The following is a 24,177-nucleotide window of genomic DNA, read 5'->3' on the forward strand; positions in this document are numbered from 1 at the left end:
CCCTCAGAACGACTCTCTTGCATGGGATTAAATAACCGGGAGGTTATTTCAGGCGCGCAGATAAAGCGCTTATCCCGTTATTTCAGGCGGGCACTGGGGAACAGGCATACTGCACTGCCGGTCTGTCAGCACAAATAATGAACAGCCTGGTCCGCGCAGCGGCCTGGAAATGGCAAGCGACTGTTTTTACGCACTATGTCAATTTGTGTCGCCATCTTGTGCGCCTCTTTTGCATATTGGCGGCAGCAAATGCCGGTGGGCGGGAAATAACGGAAAATAACGGCAAGGGGGCTGAAAAAAAGCCCCTTTTTCGTCACGTGACCGCAACATTTTTCTGTAATTGTTAGCCAGCTCGCGGCGGCCCTGCGCCGAAACGGGCAGAGTAGGCGCCTTGGTTGGCCGAGGCCGCCATGATGCTCAATCAGAATCGTAACAAGGTGCTGCGGCCCGCCTGGCGGGACGCAAAACATAACGTCAAAAAGAAAAGGAAACTGGCATGTCAGGAAGACACTCTCTGGTAGCGCTGGCCGTCGGGCTGGCGCTGGCGGGACAGGCGCAGGCACAACTGCTCATCAGCGAATACCTGGAAGGCTCGGGCAACAACAAGGCGGTGGAGCTGAGCAACCTCGGCAGCGACGCCGTCGATCTCTCCCAATACCGGCTGGCGCTCTACGCCAACGGCAAACCCATCAGCGAATCACCTACCAACAGCCTGGCGCTGCAAGGCACCCTGGCCCCGGGCGCCACTCTGGTGCTGTCCAACCCCTCCGCCAGCAGCGAGATCCTGGCCAAGGCCAACCGCACCAGCGGCAACCTGGTGTTCAACGGTGACGACGCCCTGGTGCTCTATCGCGGTAGCGAGATAATCGACAGTTTCGGTCAGGTCGGTGTGGACCCCGGCACGGCCTGGGTCTCCGGCAACGTCTCGACTCTGGACATGACCCTGCGCCGCAAGGCCACCGTCACCACCGGTCGCACTGATGCAACCGCCCCCTTCGATCCGGCGCAGGAATATGTGGCCGCCCCGAAAGATGACGCCAGTGGCTTGGGTTGCAGCGGCGATGGCCCCTGCGATGGCACCCAGCCGCCCGCCTTCGTCTGCCCGGTGGACAGCCTGGTGCCGGTGCCCGCCATTCAGGGCCCAGGCACCAGCAGCCCGCTGGTGCCGGCCGGCAAGTTCGAGTCTGAGCAGGCCTATGCCACCCGCGGTGTGGTGACTCAGGTAGTGAGCGGCCTCTACAAGGGCTTCTTCATTCAGGATGAGCAGGGGGACGGCGATCCGGCCACCTCCGACGGCCTCTTTGTCTATAGCACCAAGGCCAACGCCGCCGTTGTGCCGGGGGCCGAGGTATGCGTCTCGGGCAAGGTGAAAGAGTATTTCAACCAGACCCAGATCAACGCCGACGAGCTGGTGGTGACTCGGCCGCAAGGCGCTGTTCCGGCTGCGGTGGATCTGGTGCCGGTGGCGGGGGAGAGCCTGAGCCAGCTGCTGGAGCGTCACGAGGGGATGCAGGTGCGGCTGGTGCCGGAATCCAGCCTGGTGGTGACCCGCAACTTCAGCTTTGATTACGACGGCAAGCGCAACAACCTGGTGCTGGCCTATGGCGCGCCGCTCATCAAGTCGACCCAGAAATTTGCCGCCATGAGTCAGGAGGCGAGCAATTGGGCCCTTCGCAACCAGCAAAACCAGCTGGTGGTGGAGACCGACGCCAAGGCTCCGGATGGCGTGCTGCCCTGGTTCCCCGGCTTCAACGCCGAGGACGGTTACCTGCGCATCGGCGACAAGCTCAACGGGCTGGAAGGGGCGCTCGGTTACTCTTACAACCTGTTCCGGCTGGTGGCCAGCAACCGCATCGACGCCAGCCAGATAGATCACAGCGGCTGGGATCGGGTGGAAACGCCGGAACTGGCCGAGGTGGGGGATCTGCGGGTCGCCAGCTTCAACGTGCTCAACTTCTTCACCACGGTCGTGGGGGGCGATGCCAACCCCACCGGCAGCAACCGGGGCGCCTTGACGGTGGCGGAATTCGAGTTGCAGCGCACCAAGATCGTCAGCGCCATCACCCGTCTCAACGCCGACGTGGTGGGGCTGATGGAGATAGAGAACAACGGCTACGGCGACAACTCCGCCATCGCCAACCTGGTGGCGGCCCTCAACGCGGCCCTGCCGGACGAGGCGGATCACTACCGCTGGATTGCCTCGCCGGATGGCAAGCCGATAGGCACCGATGCCATCACGGTGGGCCTCATCTACCGGCCCGCCAAGGTGACCCCGGAGGGGGCCGCCAGCCTTATCGCGCTGCCGGTGCAGCAGGCCGAGGCGCAGGACGCCAGCGGCAAGCCGGTGACCATCAACCAGGGGATGCGCGAGTCGCTGGTGCAGCGCTTCAGCTCGCCCAAAGGGGATGCGCCGCTGACCCTGGTGGTCAACCATCTCAAGTCCAAGGGCTCTGCCTGTTTCGAGGATTACCCCGACTACGCCACTGCCGATCCGCTGGATGGTCAGGGCCACTGCAATGCGCTGCGGGTCTCCGCCGCCAAGGTGCTGGGGGAACATCTCAAGGATTTGGCCGGGGATCTGCTGCTGATCGGCGACATGAACGCCTACGGCATGGAGGATCCCATCCGGGTGCTGACCGACTATGATCCGGCCGCCCAATCGCGCCAGATCATGAGCGCCTCCTTCACCACCTTGGCGGGCCAGCCCTTCGAGGAGAGCGGCAGCGCCCTTGGCAAGGGGTATGGCCTTGTCAACCTCAACACTCGCTTCCACGGCACCGACACCTACTCCTACAGCTATGAAGGGGAGCTCGGCAACCTGGATCATGCCCTGGCAAACCCGAGCCTCGCGGCCAAGGTGATCGGCATCGAGGATTGGCACATCAACTCCGCCGAGAGCAACTTCTTCGAGTACGGCAGCAAGTACAGCGGCCAGCTGGCGAAATCCGAAGGGCCCTTCAGCGCCTCGGATCACGATCCCGTGCTGGTGGCCATCCAGTATCCGCTGCCGCCCGCCGGGGTCTTGAGCCTCGAGAGCGCAGCCGCCAGCGTGGAGGAGGGCAACAACCTGACCCTGAGCGTGGCGCGCCGTGACGGCAGCTATGGGGAGGCCAGCGTCAGCTATCGCATTGCCTACGGCAGCGCGGACGCAAGCGACGTGGCGCCACTCACCGGCACCCTGCACTGGGCCGCTGGCCAGAGCGACAGCCAGACCATCAGCATCCCGGTGAAGAGCGACACCCTGCACGAGGGGGACGAGACCTTTACCCTGGAGCTGTTTGATGCGAGCGGCGCGACTCTGGGCGAGCAGCACCAGACCCTGGTGACCATCAAGGACAAGCTGGCACCGTCCACTATTTCGCTGGCGCGCGCCAGCCTCACGGTGAACGAGGGGCAGTGGTTTGCCGAGATCCCGCTGGTGCGCAGCGGCGATCTGAGCAAGCCCGCTCGGGCCCGGGTGGCCCTTGACGGGATCACGGCGCGCTGGGGGCTGGATTTCCTGCCCTGGTTCAGCCAGACCGTGAGCTGGGCCGCGGGCGAGGGGGGCAGCAAGTCGGTCAAGGTGCTGATCATCGATGACTGGTTTGTCGAGCCCACCGAGCAGTTCAAGGTGAGTCTGGCCGCGCTGCAGGGTGGCCAGCCGGGCAACCTGCAGGAGACCCGGGTCGACATTCTGGACAACGACAAGTCCTGGTGGCCCTTCGGGCGCCACTGAGGATGACTCCTCAATATAAAAAGGGGCCTGCGGGCCCCTTTCTGTTGTCAGCCACCTTGCTGTTGCAGGCCAGAGTGCCAAAAACAGCGAGGCCCATCATCAGGATGGGCCTCTGAGCTTGGACAGGCCGACGGGATCAGCTGCCGCTCTGGGAGCCGTCGATCACCAGCTTGCCATCCTTTACCGGGATGGTGGCGCCGGGGGCCTTGTTCATGCGGATCACCCCTTCCTGACCGGCGAGGCGGTAGGTAACGTCATAGCCCAGGGTGCGGGTGCTGCTCTCCTGCACCGTCTTGCAGCGCTGCTCTGTGGTGGTGTAGGTATCACCGGCCTGCATGTTGCCCTGCACCTGGTTGCCGGCATAACCACCCGCCACGGCGCCGGCGGCGGTCGCCACCTTCTTGCCGTTGCCGCCACCGAACTGGTTGCCGAGCACGCCGCCCAGCGCCGCACCGACCACGGTACCCAGGATCTTGTGCTCGTCCTGCACCGGCTTGCGGTGGGTCACGGTGACGTTGCGACACTCCTGCCGGGGGGTCTTGATGGTCTCGGTCACCGCTTTGCTGGCCAGCACTTCGGCGAACTGAGGCTGTGATGAAAACAGGGATCCGCTGGCGGCGGCTGACAAGGCCAGCGCAGAGGCCACACCGATCCCGACTCCTGCCAACATGGATTTGTTCATTTTCTCTTCTCCTCAAATGCATCACGGGATGCGTCTCTTGCTTGCGCTCATCTTGGCACAAGGGCAAGGAGGCACAAGGCAAAGCCCGTGCGGGCACGACAGCCCCTGACTGCACCGAAAAGTGCCTCGCCAAAAAGGTGTCTGGCTTTGGCGACAAAGGCGGGGTGAAGGGAGAAAAAGCGATCTGCGAGTGGCATTTTGCTATTCAGCTGGGCCTATTTTCCCATTTTGCGCCAAGCTTCTGCCGCTGCCGACTGGCGCAGTGGCAAACAAGGGGGGCTCGTCGTCAACAAGGACCAGTCAGGGTGCGCCAACCGCTTGATAAATCACTGTTGCCAGAATGGCTGGCGGCCGATAACAGATCACGGCAAGCATTATGCTTGCTCTGTTGGCAGAGAGGATCAATCGCGTGTCTCTGGCGGCCCGCAGCAATGCGAGCCGGCAGGCGCCACCCGCAGTCAGGCCAGATTCGGCTGCGGTCATCCGGTCAGCAAGGGGGTTCATATGTCGATGCTGCCAAGATGGATACAACCGGCCGTGCAGGCCGGCATCATCACCCGGGAACAAGCCCAGCGGCTGCTGGACTCCCTCTATCAACCCCTCTGCGAGACGGCGCAGGAGCTGCCCGCCGACCTTGCCGACATCAGCCTCAAGCTCTTCTGTTTTCGCCAGCAGCACAGGGTGCGCCACTAGTTCCCCCGGATCTGCACCGCAGTTTAAGCCTGACCCCGCCGCCGGGGTCAAGGGCTAGAGCATCATCACCTGCGCCACCAGCATCAGGGCGCCGAAGCCCAGCACGAAGCCCACCATGGGCAGCACGAACCTGACCCACTGGTTGAACTGGATGCCGAGCATCTGCAGGGTGACCAGCACCAGCCCGGTGGGGGCCAGGAACAGCATGGCGTACTGTCCCCAGTTGTAGGCCGACACCACGATGTAGCGCGGGATCATCACGGTATCCGCCAACGGCGCCATGATGGGCATGGAGAGCACCGCCAGCCCCGAAGAGGAGGGCACCACCAGCCCCAACAGGGTGAACACCAGCATCTGCGCCACCGCAAACACGCCGCCGTGCATGCCGGCCACCAGACTGGAGGCATAGGCCAAAATGGTGTCCGAGATCATCCCTTGATCCAGCACCAGGTTGACCCCCCGCGCCAGCCCGATGATGAGCGAGACCGCCACCAGCTCGGACGCTCCCTGGGTGAAGGCCTCGACAGCCTCTTTCTCCTTGAGGCCGGAGATAAGGATGATGACGATGGCGACGGCCAGGAAGGAGGCCGCCATCTGCGGGAACCACCAGCCAGCCATGGAGACACCCCACACCATCAGGGGGAAGGCGAGGATGAACAGGGTCAGGATGATCTTGCGGCGCAGGGTGAAGGGGACCCCTTCATCGAGGGAGCCCTCTTTCAGGAAGCGGGCCCGAAAGCTCTCTCTGTCTTCGTAGGTGTAGGAGAAGGCAGGGTTGGCCTTGATCTTCTTGCAGTACCAGTAGAGGTAACCGATCACCACCAGGGTGCCCACCAGACAGCCGACGGCGCGAAAGCTCAGCCCCTCGGTAAAGGGGATGCCGGCGGCGTTGGAGGCGATCACCACCGAGAAGGGGTTGATGGTGGAGAAGGTGGTGCCCATGGAGGCGGCAAGGAAGATGGCCCCCACGCAGACGATGGCGTCATAGCCGAGCGCCAGAAAGATGGGCACCAGGATGGGATAGAAGGCGACCGCCTCTTCCTCCAGCCCGCAGGTGGTGCCCCCTAGCGCCATCACAAAGCAGACCAGCGCCACAAACAGGAACTCGTTGCCGCGGGTCTTGCGCGACAGCGCCACCAGTCCGGCATTGAAGGCGCCGGTCTTGTTGATGACGCCGATAAGCCCACCCAGTACCAGGATGAAGACGATGATGTCGGCCCCCTCTATGGTGCCCTTGACCATGCTCACTGCCACGTCGGAAAGCCCCTTCGGCGCCTGGGCCAGCCGCTCATAGGTACCGGGGATGGCGATGGGCTTGCGGATGGTGCCATTGACGAACTGCTCCACCCCGATATTGATATCGAGTCTGGTCAGCTCATCCTGAGTGGCGGGCACTCGCCGGGTTTCCCCTTGCGGCGTGTTGATGGTCAGCATATGGCTGGCGGCATTATAAGAGAGCTTGGCATAGGCGCCCGCCGGAATTATCCAGGTGAGGGCGATGGCCAACAACATGATCAAAAACAAGATGGTAAACGCGGTGGGAAATTGTCTGCGGGTCTGGTTATTCGGCTCGGCACACATAAAATGCTCCTCGATAAAGCAGGTTCGGGCTCGGCGGAATATCGGGTCGATAGGGTTCCTTCGTCATGCAGCGGGAGTACGCAAACTCACTGGTTATGGCGCATCGTATGGCGAGAAATCTGGCCTGATATTGAACATCCGGTAGATTGTTTCACCAGGAAACCATAACCCGCCGAGGGGAAGCATGAACAGCGCTGCGGGCCTGCTTTATGGAAGCCGTCACAAAATATATTTCATGAGGAATCTGTCATTAATTTATTGGCAATAAACCGATGCGCTTGATTATGCCATAAATATCCAGTTGGCGATGTTTGTAAATATATCGATATCGGCAAGCCTGCAACCAGCTATGGCCAGCTTGCATGCCAACATCAGCATATTCATTATTTGCCGGGTTTTATGCCGAGGATATTGGCCGTCGACATTTGTCGCTGAAAAAACAGGCACCGACATGCGGCGCGGTCAGATTGGCGGCGCCGGCGTAGCGCCTCTAAGACGTTTTGCTAATACCTGTGGCCATCGCCTCGCGCTAGGCTGTGATCCCCGATACGAGCACCCTCTGGCAGGACGCCAGAGGATGGTTGCCGGCGCTCCCGGGAGCGCACCGCTTTTGCTACCTGCGAGGAAGGAACCCGATGACAGAGCAGAACATCTACGAGACCGGCCTTGGCAAGACGCCCGCCAACTTCGAGGCGCTGACCCCCTTGAGCTTCCTGGGGCGGGCGGCCCGGGTCTACCCCGACTATCCGGCCCTGATCCACGGCCCCCTGCACCAGACCTGGGCCCAGACCGAGCGCCGCTGCCGCCAGCTCGCCTCGGCCCTGCGCCTGCGCGGGATCGGGGAGGGGGACACCGTCTCCATCGTCGCCCCCAATGTCCCGGCGATGTTCGAGGCGCACTTCGGGGTCCCCATGAGCAGCGCCGTGCTCAACACCATCAACACCCGGCTCGATGCGGACGCCATGGCCTTCATTTTTCAGCACGCACAGAGCAAGGTAGTGCTGGTGGACAGGGAGTTTGGCGCCGTGGTGCGAAAGGCGCTCTCCCTGATAGACAGCCAGCCCCTGGTGATCGCCATCGACGATCCCCTCTACCGGGAGGGGGAGCTGGTCGGCGAGCTCGGCTACGACGACTTCCTCGCCACGGGCAACGGGGACGAGCCCGGCTGGCTGCCAGCGGACGAGTGGCAGGCCATCTCGCTCAACTACACCTCGGGCACCACGGGCAACCCTAAGGGGGTGGTCTATCACCATCGCGGTGCCCACCTGAATGCGGTCAACAACGCGCTCTCCTGGGAGCTGCCCAAGCACCCTGTCTATCTCTGGACCTTGCCGATGTTCCACTGCAACGGCTGGTGCTTCCCCTGGACCCTGGCGGCGACCGCCGGGGTGAGCGTCTGCCTGCGCCATGTGCAGGCGGCGGCCATCTACGGGGCGCTGCACGAGCACAAGGTGACGCATTTTTGCGGCGCACCCATCGTGCTCAACATGCTCAACAACGCCGATCCGGCCCTCAAACGCGGGCTCGACCACCCCATCAAGGCGATGACGGCGGGGGCAGCCCCGCCCGCCACCGTGATCGCCGGCATGGAGGCGATGGGGATCGCCGTGACCCACGTCTACGGCCTCACCGAGACCTATGGCCCCTGCGTGGTGTGCGAGCCCCAGAGAAGCTGGCAGGGACAGGATGCCATCACCCTCTCCCGGCTCAAGGCGCGCCAGGGCGTCGCGTCTCCCCTGCAGGGGGAGATGCGGGTGATCAACCCGGTCAGCGGCGAGCCTGTTCCCATGGATGGCAAGACCATGGGCGAGATAGTGCTGCGCGGCAACATCGTGATGAAGGGCTACCTCAAGAACCCGGCGGCGAGCGAGGAGGCGATGGCGGATGGCTGGTTCAGGAGCGGGGATCTCGCGGTCTGGCACCCGGACGGCTACGTGGAGATCAAGGACAGATCCAAGGACATCATCATCTCGGGCGGGGAGAACATCTCCAGCCTGGAGGTGGAAGATGTGCTCTATCGCCATCCCGATGTGGACGAGGTGGCGGTGATCGCCATGCCGGACGAGAAGTGGGGGGAGGTGCCCTGCGCCTTCGTCAAGCTCAAGGAGGGGCGCGAACTCAGCCAGGCCGAACTCATCGAGTTTTGCCGCGAGCAGATGGCCCATTTCAAGGCCCCCAAGCGCATCATCTTCACCCCACTGCCGAAAACCTCCACCGGCAAGGTGCAGAAATTTATGCTGCGCCAGCAGCTGGGGTGACTCTGACGAGAGCGCCAAGTCAATCAACGGGCCTGCGGGCCCGTTTTGCTTTACGAGATGCAGGAAGCAAGGCCTCGCCGGTAGCGGTTGCCAGCCAACAATACGTGCCTTTCGAGCCCGTCCCGGCTTACCATGGCCGGCATGTCCCGCCAGCCTGAGGATACCCGTGAGAAAATCGGATCGACTGTTTCAATTGACCAACCTGCTGCGGGCTCACCAGCCTCTGACCGCCCGCGAGCTGGCAACGCGTCTGTGTGTCTCGGAGCGCACCATCTACCGCTATATGGACGATCTCTCTCTGGCTGGCATTCCCGTTTATGGTGAAGCCGGGCTGGGCTATCGGCTGAGCGAGGGGTTCGAGATGGCCCCCTTGCAGTTGAGCGCAGCCGAGCTGGAGGCCCTCATCACCGGGGTAAACCTGGTGGCGGTGCTGACCGGCAAGGGGATGGCCGATCCGGCCCGGGCCCTGCTCGCCAAGATAGAGGCCGCTTTGCCGGCTCAGGGTATTCAGGTGGACTGCGACCCCGTGGTGCGGGTACCGGACTATCGCACGGCGCATCCGGTATACGCCCGCTGGGATCAGTTGCACGAGGCCATCACCGCCGGCCGCTGGCTGGAAATAGGTTATCAGGATGCCAAAGCCTGCAAGACGGGCCGCCACATCTATCCCCTCGGACTCTTTTACTGGGGCGGATGCTGGACGCTCGGCGCCTGGTGTGCGCTGCGTCAGGCCTACCGGGATTTCAGAGTGGATCGCATCGATACCCTGGCACAGTGCCGTCAGGGGGAAGGGGCACCTCTTGGCGTGACCCTGGCCGATTACCTCACCCTGCGGCAGTCGGACGAGTTCACTCATGCGCGCAGTGGTGCCGAAACGGCAATTCAGGACTGACACAAGGCTGTCAGTAGCCCTTCGTTATGCTGTTTTCTCCAGACCATATACAACGGAGAGAACAAGATGATCATCAAGGGCGACATGCAAGGGGCAGGGGGCGTCGAGTTTGCCACTTTCAGGCTCAAGGAGGGGGTGACGGAGGCGGATTTGCTTGCCCTGGCACACAGGGTCGAGTCCGAATTTCTTGTCCAGCAGTCCGAACTCATTGTGCACTGCCTGCTGCGCGGCGCCGACGGTGTCTATGCCGATCTGGTGATGGCCCCCAGCCAGTCACTGGTCGAAGCCTATTGCCAGCAGTGGTTGCACAATGCCGTTGCAGGGGAGTACCTGACTCTGCTGGATCCTGACTCGGTGAGCATGAGCTTCTGGACCCGTATCGGCTGAGAGAGTGTGCGGCCTGCCGGCTTTCGTGCCGGTGCTGACCATTAAAGGAAACGGGCCCATCAGGGCCCGTTTGTGCTTCACCGGTTGGTCATCACTTGGTGTGGCGCTCATAAAGCCGCTGCACCACATCCTTCAACGCCAGCCCTTCGTTTTGCAGCAAGACGGTCAGGTGGTAGAGCAGATCGGCGGATTCGTTGATAAGTTCCTCCCGATCCTTGGCCATGGCGGCCAGCGCCACTTCCACACCCTCTTCACCCACCTTCTGGGCGATGCGTTTGGTGCCCTTGGCATAGAGGCTGGCGGTGTAGCTGGTGGCCGGATCCGCGCCTTTGCGTGCTGCCAGGATCTGCTCGAGCTCGGCCAGGAAGCCAAGGGGCGGCACGGGGTGGCCGTCAAAGCAGGAGGGGTTGCCCAGATGGCAGGTGGGGCCGACGGGGTTGGCGGCGATCAGCAGGGAGTCCTGATCGCAGTCGGTGGTGATGGCGACCAGCTGAAGCACATGGCCCGAGCTTTCCCCCTTGGTCCAGAGGCGCTGCTTGCTGCGGCTGAAGAAGGTGACCTGGCCGGTCGCCAGGGTTTTATCCAGGGCTTCCCGGGTCATGAATCCCTGCATCAGCACCTCGCCGCTGGCGGCATGCTGGACGATGGCGGGGATCATGCCGTCACATTTCGCCCAGTCCAGGCGCTCAGCCAGCGATACGTCGTTGTTTACAGCTTGATTATTCACGGATGGCGACTCCTTCGGTTTTCAGCCAGCGTTTCAGTTCGGGAATGGGGATAAGGCCTTTGTGGAACACGGAGGCGGCCAGCGCTCCGTCCACGTCGGCGAGGGTGAAGGCATCGCGAAAGTGCTCCATGGCACCGGCGCCGCCGGAGGCGATGAGCGGCACCTTGCAGACGGCCCGCACCAGCTTGAGTTGCTCGAGATCATAGCCCTGGCGCATGCCGTCCTGGTTCATCACGTTCAGCACGATTTCACCGGCGCCACGCTTTTGCGCCTCCTCGACCCAATCGAGGGTATGCCAGGCGGTGGTGCGAGTGCGGCTCTCGTCGCCGGTAAACTGCTTGACCTGATAGTGACCGCTCTGGGCATCAAAATAGGAGTCTATGCCCACCACCACGCACTGCACGCCGAAGCGCTCGGCCAGGCGGGTGATGAGGGTGGGATCGGCCAGCGCCGGCGAGTTGATGGAGACCTTGTCGGCCCCGAATTCCAGGATCTGGCGGGCATCTTCGACACTCTTGATGCCACCGGCGACGCAGAAGGGGATGTCGATGACCTCGGCCACCCGGCTCACCCAGCTCTTGTCCACCACCCGCTCATCGCTCGAGGCGGTGATGTCGTAAAACACCAGCTCGTCGGCCCCCTCGCTGGCGTAGCGGCGGGCCAGCTCGACGATGCCGCCCATCACCTCGTGATTACGAAACTGCACTCCCTTGACCACCACGCCATCTTTGACGTCGAGGCAGGGGATAATACGCTTTGACAACATGCTCGTTGCTCCATGTAAAGCACTGTTAAAACTAACGTTGTTGCTAACGGGCCCGAGAGCCCGGTGGCGAGTGAAAAAATGTCAATGGCATGCTTTAACAGCGGGTTCCTGTACGGGAGAAAAGACCGGATCCGGACGGTGTTTTCACGCGGGGGAACACCACTATATGCACGACTTTATTCAGTGATTCAACCCTTTATCCGCCCTGTTGGCCCCCTGAGATCCCTTGCTGCCATCGGGCTGGCGTGCCAGGGGTTCCCCATGAGCATCATCCGTTGCCAGCAGTGCCCGCAGAGTGAGCAGGGCCCCATCAAAGTCGAACACCTTGAGCTGGCGTGCCAGCGTCTCGCCCTGAGTGCCCAGCGTGAGCATCAGGGGGGCGGCATACTGCTCGAACAGCGGCAGCACAGCGGTGTCGCTTTGCAGCAGCAAATCTTCCATCTGACGCAGCAGCGGTTGTTGCCACTGGCCGCCAAGGGGGGCCGAGGTGGCGGGGACCAGGCGCTCCTCCTCTCCCAGCAGGTTGAGCAGCTCAGAGAGGTGGCGCTCGATGGGCATCATCAGCTCGGCCGGGACCAGGTTTCCTTTGGCAAGGGCCTGCTCCAGCTGCTGGCAGAGCGCGGCCAGCTCGACCAGCCCCAGGGTGCTGGCCACCCCGCGCAGGGTGTGAACCAGCCGGGTGGCGGCGGGCTTGTCACCGGTTTGCAGCTGAGCGGCCAGCTGCTGCATGTCCAGGCTGTGTTCGCTGGCGAAGTGGCGCAGCAGGGTCACGTACTTGTTCTGGTTGCCCTGCAACACCGCCAGCCCTTGCTGCAGGTCGAGCCCGGGCACCCCTTGCAGGCGGGCGAGGGGGCCGATCAGCAGATCGTTGGCCCGGCGCTGATAACCAGGTTTGGCGGCTGAGCTGTTGGGCAGCCACTGTTGCAGTGCTGCAAACAGGCGGGTCGGGGTGACCGGTTTGGCGATGAAGTCGTTCATGCCGGCGGACTCGCAGGCCCTTCTGTCCTCTTCGAAGGCGCTGGCGGTGAGCGCCAGAATGGGCACCTTGTCCCAGCCCGGCAGCGCCCGGATGGCGCGGGTGGCGCTGTAGCCATCCATCAGCGGCATCTGTATGTCCATCAGGATGAGATCGAAGGGGTGCTGACTGACGCGCGCCAGCGCCTCCTGGCCGTTCACCGCCGTCTCTATGACCAGGCCGCTGTTGCCGAGCAGTTCCAGCACCACCTCGCGGTTGATGGCGTTGTCCTCCACCAGCAGCACCCTGGCGTGGTTGGCGAAAAAGAGAGCCTGCTGCACCGTCTGCTCCAGTCGGGCGGGCTGTTGTGGCTCGCCCACTCCTGCCGAGAGGCGGGCGGTAAACCAGAAGCAGCTGCCCTTGCCAAGGGTGCTGCTGACCCCCACATCCCCGCCCATCAGGGTGGCGAGCCGGCTGGTGATGGCGAGCCCCAGCCCGGTGCCGCCATATTTGCGGGTGGTGGAGACGTCCGCCTGCTCGAAGGCCTGGAACAGCTTCTCGGTCTGTTCCGGGTTGATGCCGATTCCTGTGTCCTCCACCTCAAAACGCAGCAGATAGTCGCTGCCAAGCTGGCGCTCCGGTCGTACCCGCAGGGTGACCGAGCCCTGCTCGGTGAACTTGATTGCATTGGCCGTGTAGTTGAGCAGCGCCTGACGCAGGCGGGTGATGTCGCCGTGCACCCAGGCCGGGGTGTCGCCGATGTCGACTATGATGGTGAGCCCCTTGGCGCGGGCCTGCTCGCTCATCAGGGCGCTGACGTTGTCCAGCATGGCGGTGAGGGAGAAGTCGCTTTGCTCCAGCGCCATCTTGCCGGCATCGATTTTGGAGAGATCCAGAATGTCGTTGATGATGGTGAGCAGGTGCTGGGCGGCGTTGTCGATCTTCTCCAGCCGCTCCTGCTGGGTGTGATCCGGCGTGTCGCGCTTGAGCAGATAGGTGAGCCCCAGAATGGCGTTCATGGGGGTGCGGATCTCGTGGCTCATGTTGGCCAGAAACGCACTCTTGGCGCGGTTGGCGCTCTCCGCCCGCTGATGGGCCTGGGCCAGTTGCAGGGTGCGCTCGTCAACCATCTCCTCCAGGTGATAGCGGTATTGATCCAGCTCCTCGCCGAGCTGCTTCTTCTCGGTGATGTCGGCCTGTACCGTCACGTAGTGGGTCACGACCCCATTCTCCTGGCGGATGGGGGAGACGGTGGCCAGCACATGATAGTGGGTGCCGTCCTTGCGTTTGTTGATGAACTCGCCGTGCCAGCGCTGGCCGTGCTTGATGGCGTCCCACAGGGCGATATAGGTGGCCCTGGGGGTGAGGCCGGAGCGCAGCAGGGTCGGGGTCTGGCCGATCACTTCGCTCTGCTGGTAGCCGCTGTTGGTCAGGAAGGCGACGTTGACATACTCGATGCGGGCCTGGGTATCGGTGATGAAGACGCCGTCCGGACTCTGCTCCAGCGCGAGCGACAGCTGGCGCAGCTGCTGCTCGGCCAGTTTGCGCTCTGTGATGTCCAGATGGATGCCGAGCAGGCGCAGCGGGCGCTGCTGGGCATCCCGATAGACGCTGCCCTTGCTGCTGAGCCAGCGCACCTCGCCATTGGGCAGCAGGATCCGGAACTCGAGTTCGACCGGCTTGCCGCCGGCGGGGAGGTCTGCCAGCAGCTTGTCGATGCGTGGCTTGTCGTCCGGGTGCAGGCAGCGCTGCCAGGTGTGGATCTCGCCGAGCTGCTCGGCGCTGCGGCCATAGAGGCGGGCGCACTCGGGGGAGAAGTAGAGGCGACCACTCTGGATGTTCCACTCCCAGATCCCGATGTGCGCCCCCTCCTGGGCCAGCAGCAACCGTTGTTCACTCTCGCGCAGGGCGCTGCTGGTGGTCTCGGCGCGGATGCGGGCGCTGATGGCGTCATCCATCAGATTGAGCGCCGCCAGTCGGGCGCGGCGCTGGGTATCGAGCGCTATCTGCTGGTTGTGCAGCAACTGCTGCTCTGCCAGTTTGCGCTCCGTGATGTCCTGTACCGTGCCATAAAGCTCGACTATGGTCCCCTCGCTGTCTCGAAGCGCCGCCCCCCGGGCGATGATCCAGGCTGGCTCACCCTGATCGTGGATCACCTCGGCGTCGCACTCGTAGGGTTGACCATCCTGCAGGCAGCGCTCGACCGACTGGGCAATGGTTCGCCACCCCTCCTGGGTGAAATACTTCTTCACTTCGGGATAGATGGCAGGGGGCAGGGAGGGATCGCGGCCATAGATGCGGTAGATCTCCGGCGACCAGAAGTGGCTGTCATCGGCGATGTGCCAGCGCCAGTTGTCGATCTTGGCCAGGTGCTGGGATTCACGCAGGATCCCCTCGTTGCGGCGCAGGGCCTCCTCCGCCTCCTTGCGCTGCTGGTTGTCCTCGATCACCGAGATGAAGTAGTCGGGCTCCCCCTTGAGGTTTTTGACCAGCGCCACCGTCAGGGTGATCCAGAGGATCTCTCCCCCCTTGCGCAGGTAGCGCTTCTCCAGGGTGTACTGCTGGCGTTCGCCGGCCAGCATCTGGGTCACATAGGTCTGGTCGATGAAGAGATCGTCCGGGTGGGTGATCTGCTGAAAGGTCATTCCCATCAGCTCGTCGGCCTGATAGCCCACCATGTCGCACAGCCGCTGGTTGACCCGCAGCCACTTGCCGTCGGGGGCGACCAGGGCAATGCCGACCGCCGCCTGTTCGAAGGTGGCCTGGAAGCGGGTTTCGCTCTGTTGCAGACGGGACTGGATGCTTGCCAGCTCTTGCCAACGCTGGGTCTCCCGGCTGCGGGAGTGGTGCACCGCGGCGCTCAGCAGGCTGATGAGGATGCCGTTGACCTCCAGAATGCCCCACTGCACCAGATCCTGGCCGGAGCCGATGCGCAGCGCGTGAACCGGGAGCAACACGAAGTAGGCCGTGAGCAGGCCGCTCATCAGGGTGCAGAGCAGACCGGGCAGCAGGCCCCCCAGCAGGGCACAGACGATGATGGGCAGCATGAACAGCACCAGCAGGGGGCGCTCGCCAAAGGCGATGGGCAGCTGGACCCGGATCTGCAGCATCAGGACGGGCAGCAGCAGTGCCAGCAGGCAGACGCCCCAGCGCTGTTTGGTGGGGCGAAGATGCCACAGCGAAGACCAGTTCATCATAGGGACTCTTCCGGTGGAGTGGGGGTCTGCGGGTAGGGGGGCTGCTCTCCGAGCTGGAGCGACAACTCATTGATCTTGTGCTTGAGGGCCAGCATGGCGAGCTCCCTGTCCACCATCACCTTGTTGAACCGCTCCAGCTCGTTGTTTTGCTGGCGCAGTTCGCTCGCCTGGCGGGTCAGGGCCTGTTCGACCTGCTCCCGCTCCGTGATGTCCAGCAAGAGGCCGAGTACTGCGGGCTGGCCACGGTAGTCGACACGCCGGCCGTACAGCTCCATCTCGATGTTCTGGTGATCGTGATGCAGGGCGGTGAAGCGGGTGTGGATCTCGCTGTCTTCCTGCTCGCAGCGCTGCAGCTGTTCGGCCACTCTGGCGCTGTCCTTGGCACTGGCCAGGGCTGGCAGGGAGCCAATCTTCAGCAGTGCCGCAGTCGAACCGTAGCCGAACAGGCGGGCAAAACCGGGGTTGATGTAGCAGAGTTGACCCTGCTGGATGATGTAGATGCCGGCCAGGGATTGCTCCACCAGGGCGCGGAACAGCCCTTCACGCTCGCGCAGGCCCGCTTCGGCCCGCTTGAAGTCGGTGATGTCGCGAGAGATGCCAAAGATACCGATCACCTCGCCATCGCTGCCCTGCAGCGGCCCCTTGGTGGCGAGAAACACCCGCTCGCCGCCTGGCAGGGTCAGAAACTCCTCCTGGGTCTGCACCCGGTTGCTGGCAATCACCTGGCGGCCAATCTCCATCAGCATGCGCGCCTGATCGGGGGGAAAGATGGCCGTGTCATCCTGGCCCAGCATCTCGCTGGCCGACTTGCCGACGAACTGGCTGGCGGCGCGGTTGAACAGGATGTACTTGCCCTCCAGATCCTTGGCGAAGATGGCGTCTTCCGAGCTGTCGGCGATGGCGGAGAGCAACTGCAGCGCCTGCAGCCGGCCGGCCTGGGACTGGCGAACCTGCTCGGCCATCTGCAGCCGGGTGTGCTGGCGCAGCAGTACGATGCCCGCATTGGTAATGAAGAGGGCAAGCAGGCCGATGAGCCCGATCCAGATGCTCTCTTTCAATACCGCGCGGTTGAGCTCTGCCTCGTCTATCTTGGCCAGCAGGTACCAGTCGGTGCCCAGCACCGGACGGGCGGTGCCAAACACCGGCACGTTGCGATAGTCCCGGCCAAAGAAGATCGCTTTGTCCTGGGCGTCGTGATCATGGCGCAGGTACTGGGCCGCCAGCAGCTCCTTGCTGCTGGCCGGCAACTGCAGGGTGAGGGCCGAGTCCGGACGATAGCGGACGTCATTGATGAACTGGATCTGCTCGCCGTTGCGGCGAAACAGCAGGGCTTCGCCGCTGCTGTCCGGCACCGGCCAGGTCTTGAGAATGCTGTTGAGGGGATCGCTGCTGCTGATCTGCAGCACGATCAGGGGGGGCTTGCCGTCGGTCACCGGCAGGGGAGCGATGAAATCGAGCCGGGCATGCCCTTGCTCGTCCAGGTAGGGGCCCACCCGGGTGATACGCCCGGCGCTGACACTGGCCAGGGCATTGCGCAGCGCGCGGTTGAGACCGCTGGCCCCTTGCGTCTGCCACAGCACCTCGCCACTCGGCGCCAGCACGGTGGCGGCGCTGAAACGGCGGATGGAGAGAAACTCATCGAGCCTGGCCATCAGGTCGGCTTGGCCGGCATGGCTGGTCTGGGCTTCGCGATAGAGGGCGCCATAGAGCGGGTTTTCGAGCAGTATGTGGGCGTCGAATTCGCGGGAGTTGAGCCACTCGGTGATGCGCTTGCCTTTGAGGTCGGCGATGGTCTCGAGCCGGGTCGCCTCCTTGTCCTGGGTCAGATTGATGTTCTGGGCGATGGCCATGGCGGTCAGGGCGATGATGAGGCCATTGAACAGCACGAAGGGAAGCAGTTGGCGCCTCGATGGCGTGCTGCTGACGGTGGGCTGATCGATGCGCCGGCGCAGCATGGCGTAGAGCAGGGTGGCGGTGATGACAATGAACAGCCACCCCTTGATGGTACTGGCCAGTGCGAATTGCGCCGGGGTGCTGAACAGCCACTCCACCGCCTTGTCGGAGAGCAGGATCCACAGGCTCGCCACGGCGGCATAGGTGAGCACCACATTGAGTACATGGGCCCGGGTCAAGGGCGGCCGTTCAGCCATGAGGGACCTCGTTGTCGTCCTTGTAGCGCTCGGCGATGGCGATGAACTCGTCGAAGTGGCTGTCAAAGGCGGTTACCACGTCCGGGTCAAAATGCTGGCCGCTGCCGGAGAGGATCAGGGCGCGCGCCTCGTCATAGGGCATGGCCGCCTTGTAGACCCGCACGTTGATGAGGGCGTCGAACACATCCGCCAGCGCCATCAAGCGGGCCGAGAGTGGAATGGCGTCTCCCTTCAGACCGTCCGGATAGCCGCTGCCGTCCCACTTCTCGTGGTGCCAGTGGGCGATCTCCTTGGCCAGGGTGAGAAATACCAGTGGCTGATCAATGTCCCGTTCAGCCTCCTCGATGGCATCGCTGCCGAGCTTGGCGTGGGTGCGCATGATCTGCCACTCCTCGGGCGTCAGCTTGCCCGGTTTTAGCAGGATCTGATCCGGTATGCCCACCTTGCCGATGTCGTGCAGCGGGGCCGAGCGGCTCAGCAGGTCGATGTAGCGGGGGGTCAGGGTCTCGGCAAAGCGGGGATGGGTCGACAGCGCGCTGGCCAGCTGCCTGACATAGCCCTGGGTGCGCAGGATGTGATTGCCGGTTTCGGGATCGCGGATCTCCGCCAGATGGGCGAGGGCGCGGATGGAGACCTGCTGGGTCAGATCATTTTCCGCCATGCGCCGTGCCACTTCGGCCTCCAGCGCGGCATTCTGGTTCTGCAGACCGTCGCGGGCCTGCTTGGCCTCCAGCTGGGTGCGTACCCTGGCCTGGACGATGGCGGGTTTGATGGGTTTGGTGATGTAGTCGGCGGCTCCCAGCGACAGGCCGTACTCTTCGCTCTGGGGATCGGCGAGGGCGGTGAGCAGCACGACCGGGATGCGGCTGGTTTGCCCGTTGAGACGCAACTGCTTGAGCACCTCGTAGCCGTCCATGCCAGGCATCATCACATCCAGCAGGATGAGGTCCGGTGTGATCTTGCCGGTGGCGATGCGCAGGCACTTCTCTCCGCTCTGGGCCGCGAGCACCCGGTAGGTGGAGGAGAGCAGGTCGGTCAGCACCATCAGATTCTCGGGGGAATCGTCGACAATCAGGATGGTGGCGGAGTGAGATGTAAACATAGATCCTCCGTGACGTTGTCTCAGTGAGTTGGAGTATAGAGTCAATTGTTACCAAGTAATAAGGACTTACCCCGATTTACCCCTTGCTGGTGAAGGCCCACAGGTGGGCCTTCACCAGTCAACGTCAGGAGGTTGTCTACTGTGGCGGGATCAGCCGGTGCTGCCGTGACTGCCCCAGCAGGCGATGGCGTCCCCCACCGAGAACTTGCCCTCCAGCAGGGCGCGACCGAGGATGATCCCCTTGACCCCTGAGCCCTTGAGCGCCTCGATATCCTCGATGCCGCCAATGCCGCCGGAGGCCTGGAAACCGACGCTCGGGTAGCGGGCACAGAGATCCCGGTAGAGCTCGACGTTGGTACCGGCCAGGGTGCCGTCACGGCTGATGTCGGTGCAGAGCACGTGCTTGAGCCCGGCGGGCAGGAAGCGCTCGATCAGTGCCTCTATGGTCACCCCGCTATTCTCCTGCCAGCCGGCTACCGCGATATGGCGATTGCCCTGGGCGTCGATATTGACGTCCAGTGCCAGCACGATGCGCTCGGGGCCGTACTTCTCCATCCAGTTGGCCACCAGATCCGGCGATTTGACGGCGGTGGAGCCGATCACCACCCGGCTGGCGCCGGCGGCCAGCAGGTCCGCCACATCCTGCTCGCTGCGCACGCCACCCCCTACCTGTACCGGTGCCTCGGTGGCCGACAGCAGCTGGGCGATGAGGGGGAGCTGGCGCGCCTTGGCATCCTTGGCACCGTCCAGATCCACCAGGTGCAGCTGCACCGCCCCTTGGGAGACATATTCATCGAAACGGGCCTGCGGGCTGTCGCTGTAGGCGGTCTTCTGGCCGTAGTCGCCCTGATAGAGCCTCACGACTTGGCCGTTAATCAGATCAATGGCTGGGATAATCATCCTTGTTAAAGCTCCAGAAAGTTTTGCAGTAGGCGGGCACCGGCCGCGCCGGAGCGCTCCGGGTGGAATTGGGCGCCGAAGAAGTTGTCACGACCGACGATGGCGGTAAACGGCTGGCCGTAGTCGCAGGTGGCGATGGTGGCGTCGGTCACCTCCAGGGCGTAGGAGTGGACGAAGTAGAAGTAGCTGCCGCTTGGGATCCCCTTGAGCAGCGGGTGGCTCTCGTCGTGCTCCACCTGATTCCAGCCCATGTGAGGCAGGCGCAGGTTGCCCACCTCCATCAGCCGGATCTTGCCTGGGACTATGCCGAGGCAGTCGATCATCCCGCCCTTGTCTTCGCCCTCACTCATGGTCTCTTCGGAGGCCTCCGCCAGCATTTGCATGCCGAGGCAAAAGCCCAGCAGCGGCTGTTTGGCGGCGCGAATAAGCGGCACCAGATTGCGCTCGTTGAGGTTCTTCATGGCGGCCACGGCGGTGCCGACCCCGGGCAGGATCAGCTTGTCAGCCGCTTCGATGTCGGCCGCCTCGCGGGAGACCCGCGGTTGCACGCCGAGGCGCTCGAACGCCATCCTGACCGAGGCGAGGTTGGCACACCCCGTGTCGATGATGACCAGCTTCTGTTTGTTCACTTCCATCACAGCACCCCCTTGCTGGAGGGCAGCTCGCTCCCTTCCACCCGGATCGCCTGGCGCAGGGCGCGGCCAAAGCCCTTGAACAGCGCCTCCACCTGGTGGTGGGTGTTGCCGCTGCCCACCTTCATCTGCAATGTGATGGCCATGGCGTCCGAGAGGGAGCGAAAGAAGTGGGGCACCATCTCGGTGGCCATCTCGCCCACGTTGTCGCGGCCAAAACCGCTCGGGCAGTCGAACACAAAGTAGGGGCGGCCGCTCAAATCCAGCGCGGTGGCCACCTCCTGCTCGGTGAGCGGGGTCTCTTCATCCGCACGCGGGCGGCCGTCGATCACCGCCTGTACCTCGTCCATCGCCAGTACGAAGCCGAAGCGGCCGATGCCGCGCTTGTTGCCAAGGGCCTGGCGCAGGGCCTGACCGAGGGCGAGGCCGACATCTTCCACCGTGTGGTGATCGTCGATGTGCAGATCGCCGCTGACCTTGAGCTTGAGCCTGAAACCGGCGTGGGTCGCTATCTGATCCAGCATGTGATCAAAAAAGCCTATGCCGGTTTCAATCTGGTTGCCGCCGCTCTTGTCTAAATCCACAGCCACCTGGATGCGGGTCTCCTTGGTATAGCGCTCCACCTCGGCAACTCGTCCTTTGGAAAGTAACTGATCACGAATGGCGAGCCAGCCGTGATCTTGCGGGTGGTAGCGAATCCCGCCAATGCCCATGTTCTCGGCAAGCTGCAGATCGGTCTGTCTGTCACCAATCACGAAGGAGTTGGCAAAGTCGATGCGACCCGAGGCGAGATACTCCTTGACCAGGCCGAGGTGGGGCTTGCGGCAGCTGCAGCCGTCGGTGGGGAAGTGGGGGCAGATCAGCACCTGCTCCCAGCTCACTCCTTGCGATTCGAACAGGTGCATCATCAGATCGTGGGGCGGCTGGAAGTTCTCCAGCGGCAGGCTGGTGGTGCCCAGCCCATCCTGGTTGGTCACCATCACCAGCACGTAACCGGCGGCCTGCAGCTCGCGCAGCACCGGGATCACCATGGGCTCGAAGCGCAGCTTGGCGAGGCTGTCCACCTGCTTGTCGGTCACCGGCTCTTCAATCAGGGTACCGTCGCGGTCGATAAACAAAAACGGGGTCTTCATCGCTACATCCTTGTCTTACAAAGTGGGGGGCAGATCACGCAGCACGGCCAGCACGGCGTCCATCTCGCCCTGATAGCCGATGGTGACGCGAATGCTGTTATCAAGGCCCGGCTTGGTCGAGAAGTCCCGCAAGATGATGCCGGCGGCCTTCATGGCGGCAAACACGCTGGCGCCATCCACAAAGCGCACCAGCACAAAGTTGCCCTTGTCCTCGAACACTTCCTTCACGCAGGCAAGCTTGGCCAGCTCAGCCTTGAAGGCGGCCTTTTGCCTGTTGAGCTCCACCACACGCTCGTGCATCAGCTCGAGCCCCATGGGGGAGAGGGCCTGCGCCGCTATCTGGGCGATAGGCTCGGGAATGGGATAGGGGGCGATCACCTTGGCCAGCATGGCGATCACCTCCGGGTTTGCCAGCGTAAAGCCGCAGCGGATCCCCGCCAGGGCAAAGGCCTTGGAGAGGGTGCGGGTCACCACCAGATTGGGGAAGCGAGCCAGCAGGTCCACCACGGAAGCCTCGGGGCAGAACTCGATATAGGCCTCGTCCACCACCACGATGGCGCGATCCTGCGCCTTCTCCAGCAGGGCGATGAGCCCGTCGCGACCCACCAGATCCCCGGTGGGGTTGTTGGGGGAGCAGAGAAACACCAGCTTCACGTCGCCGAGGCGATCGGCGATGGCGGGCCAGTCGGGCTGGCGGTTTGCGGTCAGCGGCTGCTCGACGATACCGACACCACAGGTCTCGGCGCTGATGGCGTACATGCCGTAGGTGGGGGGGCAGATGAGGATCTGATCCTGCCCCGCCTCGCAGAAGGTGCGGATCAACAGCTCGATGGCCTCGTCGGCACCGCGGCTCACCAGCACCTGATCGGGATTGACCGCGGCGTAGGCGGCATAGCCGTTCACCACCTCGGCCGGTTGGCACTCGGGGTAGCGGTTGAGACGGCTCCCCTCGATGGTGAAGGGATAGGCCAGCGGGGCCTCGTTGGCGTTGAGCCAGACGTGGCCCTTGCCGCCGATGCGGCGGGCGGATTGATAGGGGGTGAGGGCCCGCACCACGCGGCGCGCCAGATTGGCAATGCTCATGACAAATCCTTCTGCTGTGCTGTTTGTTGGGACGCGGCGGCCAGGGCGTTCAACCGCAGGGTGACGGCGTTCTTGTGGCCATCAAGCCCCTCGGCCTGGGCGATGTGCTGGACTATGGGGCCAAGGCCCTGAATGCCGCGCTCGCTCAGCTCCTGCACCGTGTAGCGGCGCTGATAGTCGGCGAGGCCAAGGCTCGAGCAGGTGCGGGCATAGCCGTAGGTGGGCAGAGTGTGGTTGGTGCCGCTGGCGTAATCGCCGACCGATTCCGGTGTCCATGCACCGAGGAAGATGGAGCCGGCGTTTTCAAGCCGGTCCAGCAGCTCGCGCGGGGCGCGGGTCTGCACGATCAGGTGCTCCGGCGCGTAGGCGTTGGAGATGGCGCACGCCTCGGCCAGATCGTGACAGAGGATCACCAGGCTTGAACCCAGCGCCTTGGCGGCGATGTCGCGCCGAGTCAGTTTGGCCAGCTGGCGCTTGATCTCTCCGTTGATGGCGTCGGCCAGCAGCGGCGAGGTGGTCACCAGCACCACCTGGCTGTCGGGGCCGTGCTCGGCCTGGGAGAGCAGATCCGCCGCCACGAAGGCCGGGTTGGCGCTCTCGTCGGCGATCACCAGCACCTCGGAGGGGCCGGCCGGCATGTCGATGGCGGCGCCGCGCCAGTCGCGGGACACCTGGCCCTTGGCTTCGGTCACATAGGCATTGCCCGGGCCGAAGATCTTGTCCACCTTGGGAATGCTTTCGGTGCCGTAAGCCATGGCCGCGATGGCCTGGGCACCGCCGATGGCGAACACCTTCTCGACCCCGCAGGCACGGGCGGCAAACAGGATCTCGTCGCTGGCCGGGGACGGGGTGCAGAGCACCACTTCTCGGCAACCGGCGATCGCTGCCGGAATGGCCAGCATCATCACGGTGGAGGGGAGCGGGGCGCTGCCACCCGGCACGTAGAGGCCGACCCGGCCGATGGGCTGGGTGCGCAGCTCGCACACCACCCCGGGCTGGGTTTCCACCCGCACCACGGGTTGCGCTTGCGCGGCGTGGAAGGTGCGAATGTTGGCGATGGCCGCCTCGATGGCGGCCTTGATCTCGTCATCGAGGCGCTCACAGGCGGCCTCGATTTCGGCATTGCTTACCTGCAGTTGCTGGCGCGGGGCACGCTCGAAGCGCTGGCTCAGCTCGCGCAGGGCCTCATCTCCCCGGCTGCGTACCGCGGCGATGATCTCCCGTACCACGGCGCCGATGTCGGCTTCGTCACTCAGGGCGGGTCGGGTCAGCACGTCGGCCTGCTGGGCGGGGGAGAGGGTCTTCCAGATCAGGGTCTGCATGA

17 protein-coding genes are annotated in these 24,177 nt (G+C 63.6%); 5 read left to right on the forward strand and 12 right to left on the reverse strand.

The features are described from left to right. Positions 1–496 precede the first annotated feature (496 nt). On the forward strand, positions 497–3,715 hold the full coding sequence (locus AB5Y94_RS22135) for an ExeM/NucH family extracellular endonuclease (protein ID WP_368206602.1): 3,219 nt from the start codon (positions 497–499) through the stop codon (positions 3,713–3,715). 136 nt (positions 3,716–3,851) lie between these two features. Here AB5Y94_RS22135 and AB5Y94_RS22140 read toward each other — a convergent pair whose 3' ends face one another. Then, positions 3,852–4,397 carry a glycine zipper 2TM domain-containing protein gene (locus AB5Y94_RS22140; protein WP_010633922.1) on the reverse strand — a complete coding sequence of 182 codons (546 nt, stop codon included), beginning with the start codon at positions 4,395–4,397 and terminating at the stop codon, positions 3,852–3,854. A 504-nt stretch (positions 4,398–4,901) separates the two neighbouring features. On the opposite strand from AB5Y94_RS22140, the gene AB5Y94_RS22145 reads away from it, so the two are divergent. Next, on the forward strand, positions 4,902–5,090 hold the full coding sequence (locus AB5Y94_RS22145) for a hypothetical protein (RefSeq protein WP_017764436.1): 189 nt from the start codon (positions 4,902–4,904) through the stop codon (positions 5,088–5,090). Between the two features lie 54 nt (positions 5,091–5,144). On the opposite strand, the gene AB5Y94_RS22150 is transcribed toward AB5Y94_RS22145, so the two are convergent. After that, entirely contained in the window at positions 5,145–6,671 is a 1,527-nt protein-coding gene (locus AB5Y94_RS22150; RefSeq protein WP_368206603.1) for a YfcC family protein, read from the reverse strand. A gap of 635 nt (positions 6,672–7,306) precedes the next feature. On the opposite strand from AB5Y94_RS22150, the gene AB5Y94_RS22155 reads away from it, so the two are divergent. The 3 genes from AB5Y94_RS22155 to AB5Y94_RS22165 all read left to right on the forward strand — a co-directional run bounded on the left by AB5Y94_RS22155 (position 7,307) and on the right by AB5Y94_RS22165 (position 10,208). Then, positions 7,307–8,929 (forward strand): acyl-CoA synthetase, encoded by a 1,623-nt coding sequence (locus AB5Y94_RS22155; RefSeq protein ID WP_368206604.1) that lies wholly within the window; start codon positions 7,307–7,309, stop codon positions 8,927–8,929. A 193-nt stretch (positions 8,930–9,122) separates the two neighbouring features. Further along, on the forward strand, positions 9,123–9,821 hold the full coding sequence (locus AB5Y94_RS22160) for a helix-turn-helix transcriptional regulator (RefSeq protein ID WP_368206709.1): 699 nt from the start codon (positions 9,123–9,125) through the stop codon (positions 9,819–9,821). Positions 9,822–9,887: 66 nt separating this feature from the next. Next, a complete protein-coding gene (locus AB5Y94_RS22165) occupies positions 9,888–10,208 on the forward strand; it encodes a hypothetical protein (RefSeq protein WP_010633927.1) in 321 nt (106 codons plus the stop codon). A 91-nt stretch (positions 10,209–10,299) separates the two neighbouring features. Here the strand turns inward: AB5Y94_RS22165 and hisIE are convergent, their stop codons facing one another. From hisIE to hisD, 10 genes are all read right to left on the reverse strand, one after another. Further along, entirely contained in the window at positions 10,300–10,935 is a 636-nt protein-coding gene (gene hisIE, locus AB5Y94_RS22170) for a bifunctional phosphoribosyl-AMP cyclohydrolase/phosphoribosyl-ATP diphosphatase HisIE (RefSeq protein WP_010633928.1), read from the reverse strand. Beyond that, positions 10,928–11,701: an imidazole glycerol phosphate synthase subunit HisF gene (gene hisF / locus AB5Y94_RS22175; protein WP_011706044.1), complete on the reverse strand. Its 774-nt coding sequence runs from the start codon at positions 11,699–11,701 to the stop codon at positions 10,928–10,930. The genes hisIE and hisF overlap by 8 nt, the downstream gene beginning before the upstream one ends. A 180-nt stretch (positions 11,702–11,881) precedes the next feature. Continuing rightward, positions 11,882–15,853 (reverse strand): PAS domain S-box protein, encoded by a 3,972-nt coding sequence (locus AB5Y94_RS22180; protein ID WP_368206605.1) that lies wholly within the window; start codon positions 15,851–15,853, stop codon positions 11,882–11,884. Then, entirely contained in the window at positions 15,850–18,003 is a 2,154-nt protein-coding gene (locus AB5Y94_RS22185; RefSeq protein WP_368206606.1) for a PAS domain S-box protein, read from the reverse strand. The genes AB5Y94_RS22180 and AB5Y94_RS22185 overlap by 4 nt, the downstream gene beginning before the upstream one ends. Continuing rightward, the gene (locus AB5Y94_RS22190; protein WP_010633932.1) at positions 17,996–19,105 is read right to left on the reverse strand and encodes a two-component system response regulator; all 1,110 of its coding nucleotides are present in this window, start codon (positions 19,103–19,105) and stop codon (positions 17,996–17,998) included. Before AB5Y94_RS22190 ends, AB5Y94_RS22185 begins: the two co-directional genes overlap by 8 nt. A gap of 150 nt (positions 19,106–19,255) precedes the next feature. After that, positions 19,256–20,005: a 1-(5-phosphoribosyl)-5-[(5-phosphoribosylamino)methylideneamino]imidazole-4-carboxamide isomerase gene (gene hisA, locus AB5Y94_RS22195; protein WP_368206607.1), complete on the reverse strand. Its 750-nt coding sequence runs from the start codon at positions 20,003–20,005 to the stop codon at positions 19,256–19,258. Positions 20,006–20,010: 5 nt separating this feature from the next. Then, a complete protein-coding gene (gene hisH, locus AB5Y94_RS22200) occupies positions 20,011–20,640 on the reverse strand; it encodes an imidazole glycerol phosphate synthase subunit HisH (RefSeq protein WP_368206608.1) in 630 nt (209 codons plus the stop codon). Beyond that, positions 20,640–21,770, reverse strand: coding sequence for a bifunctional histidinol-phosphatase/imidazoleglycerol-phosphate dehydratase HisB (gene hisB, locus AB5Y94_RS22205; protein WP_213343390.1), 1,131 nt, complete (start codon positions 21,768–21,770; stop codon positions 20,640–20,642). Before hisB ends, hisH begins: the two co-directional genes overlap by 1 nt. A 15-nt stretch (positions 21,771–21,785) precedes the next feature. After that, positions 21,786–22,853 (reverse strand): histidinol-phosphate transaminase, encoded by a 1,068-nt coding sequence (gene hisC, locus AB5Y94_RS22210; RefSeq protein ID WP_368206609.1) that lies wholly within the window; start codon positions 22,851–22,853, stop codon positions 21,786–21,788. Beyond that, the gene (gene hisD / locus AB5Y94_RS22215; protein ID WP_368206610.1) at positions 22,850–24,175 is read right to left on the reverse strand and encodes a histidinol dehydrogenase; all 1,326 of its coding nucleotides are present in this window, start codon (positions 24,173–24,175) and stop codon (positions 22,850–22,852) included. Before hisD ends, hisC begins: the two co-directional genes overlap by 4 nt. Between the last annotated feature and the right edge of the window lie 2 nt (positions 24,176–24,177).

The organism is Aeromonas sp. s5 (assembly GCF_040907865.1).
Taxonomy (GTDB): Bacteria; Pseudomonadota; Gammaproteobacteria; order Enterobacterales; family Aeromonadaceae; genus Aeromonas; species Aeromonas dhakensis.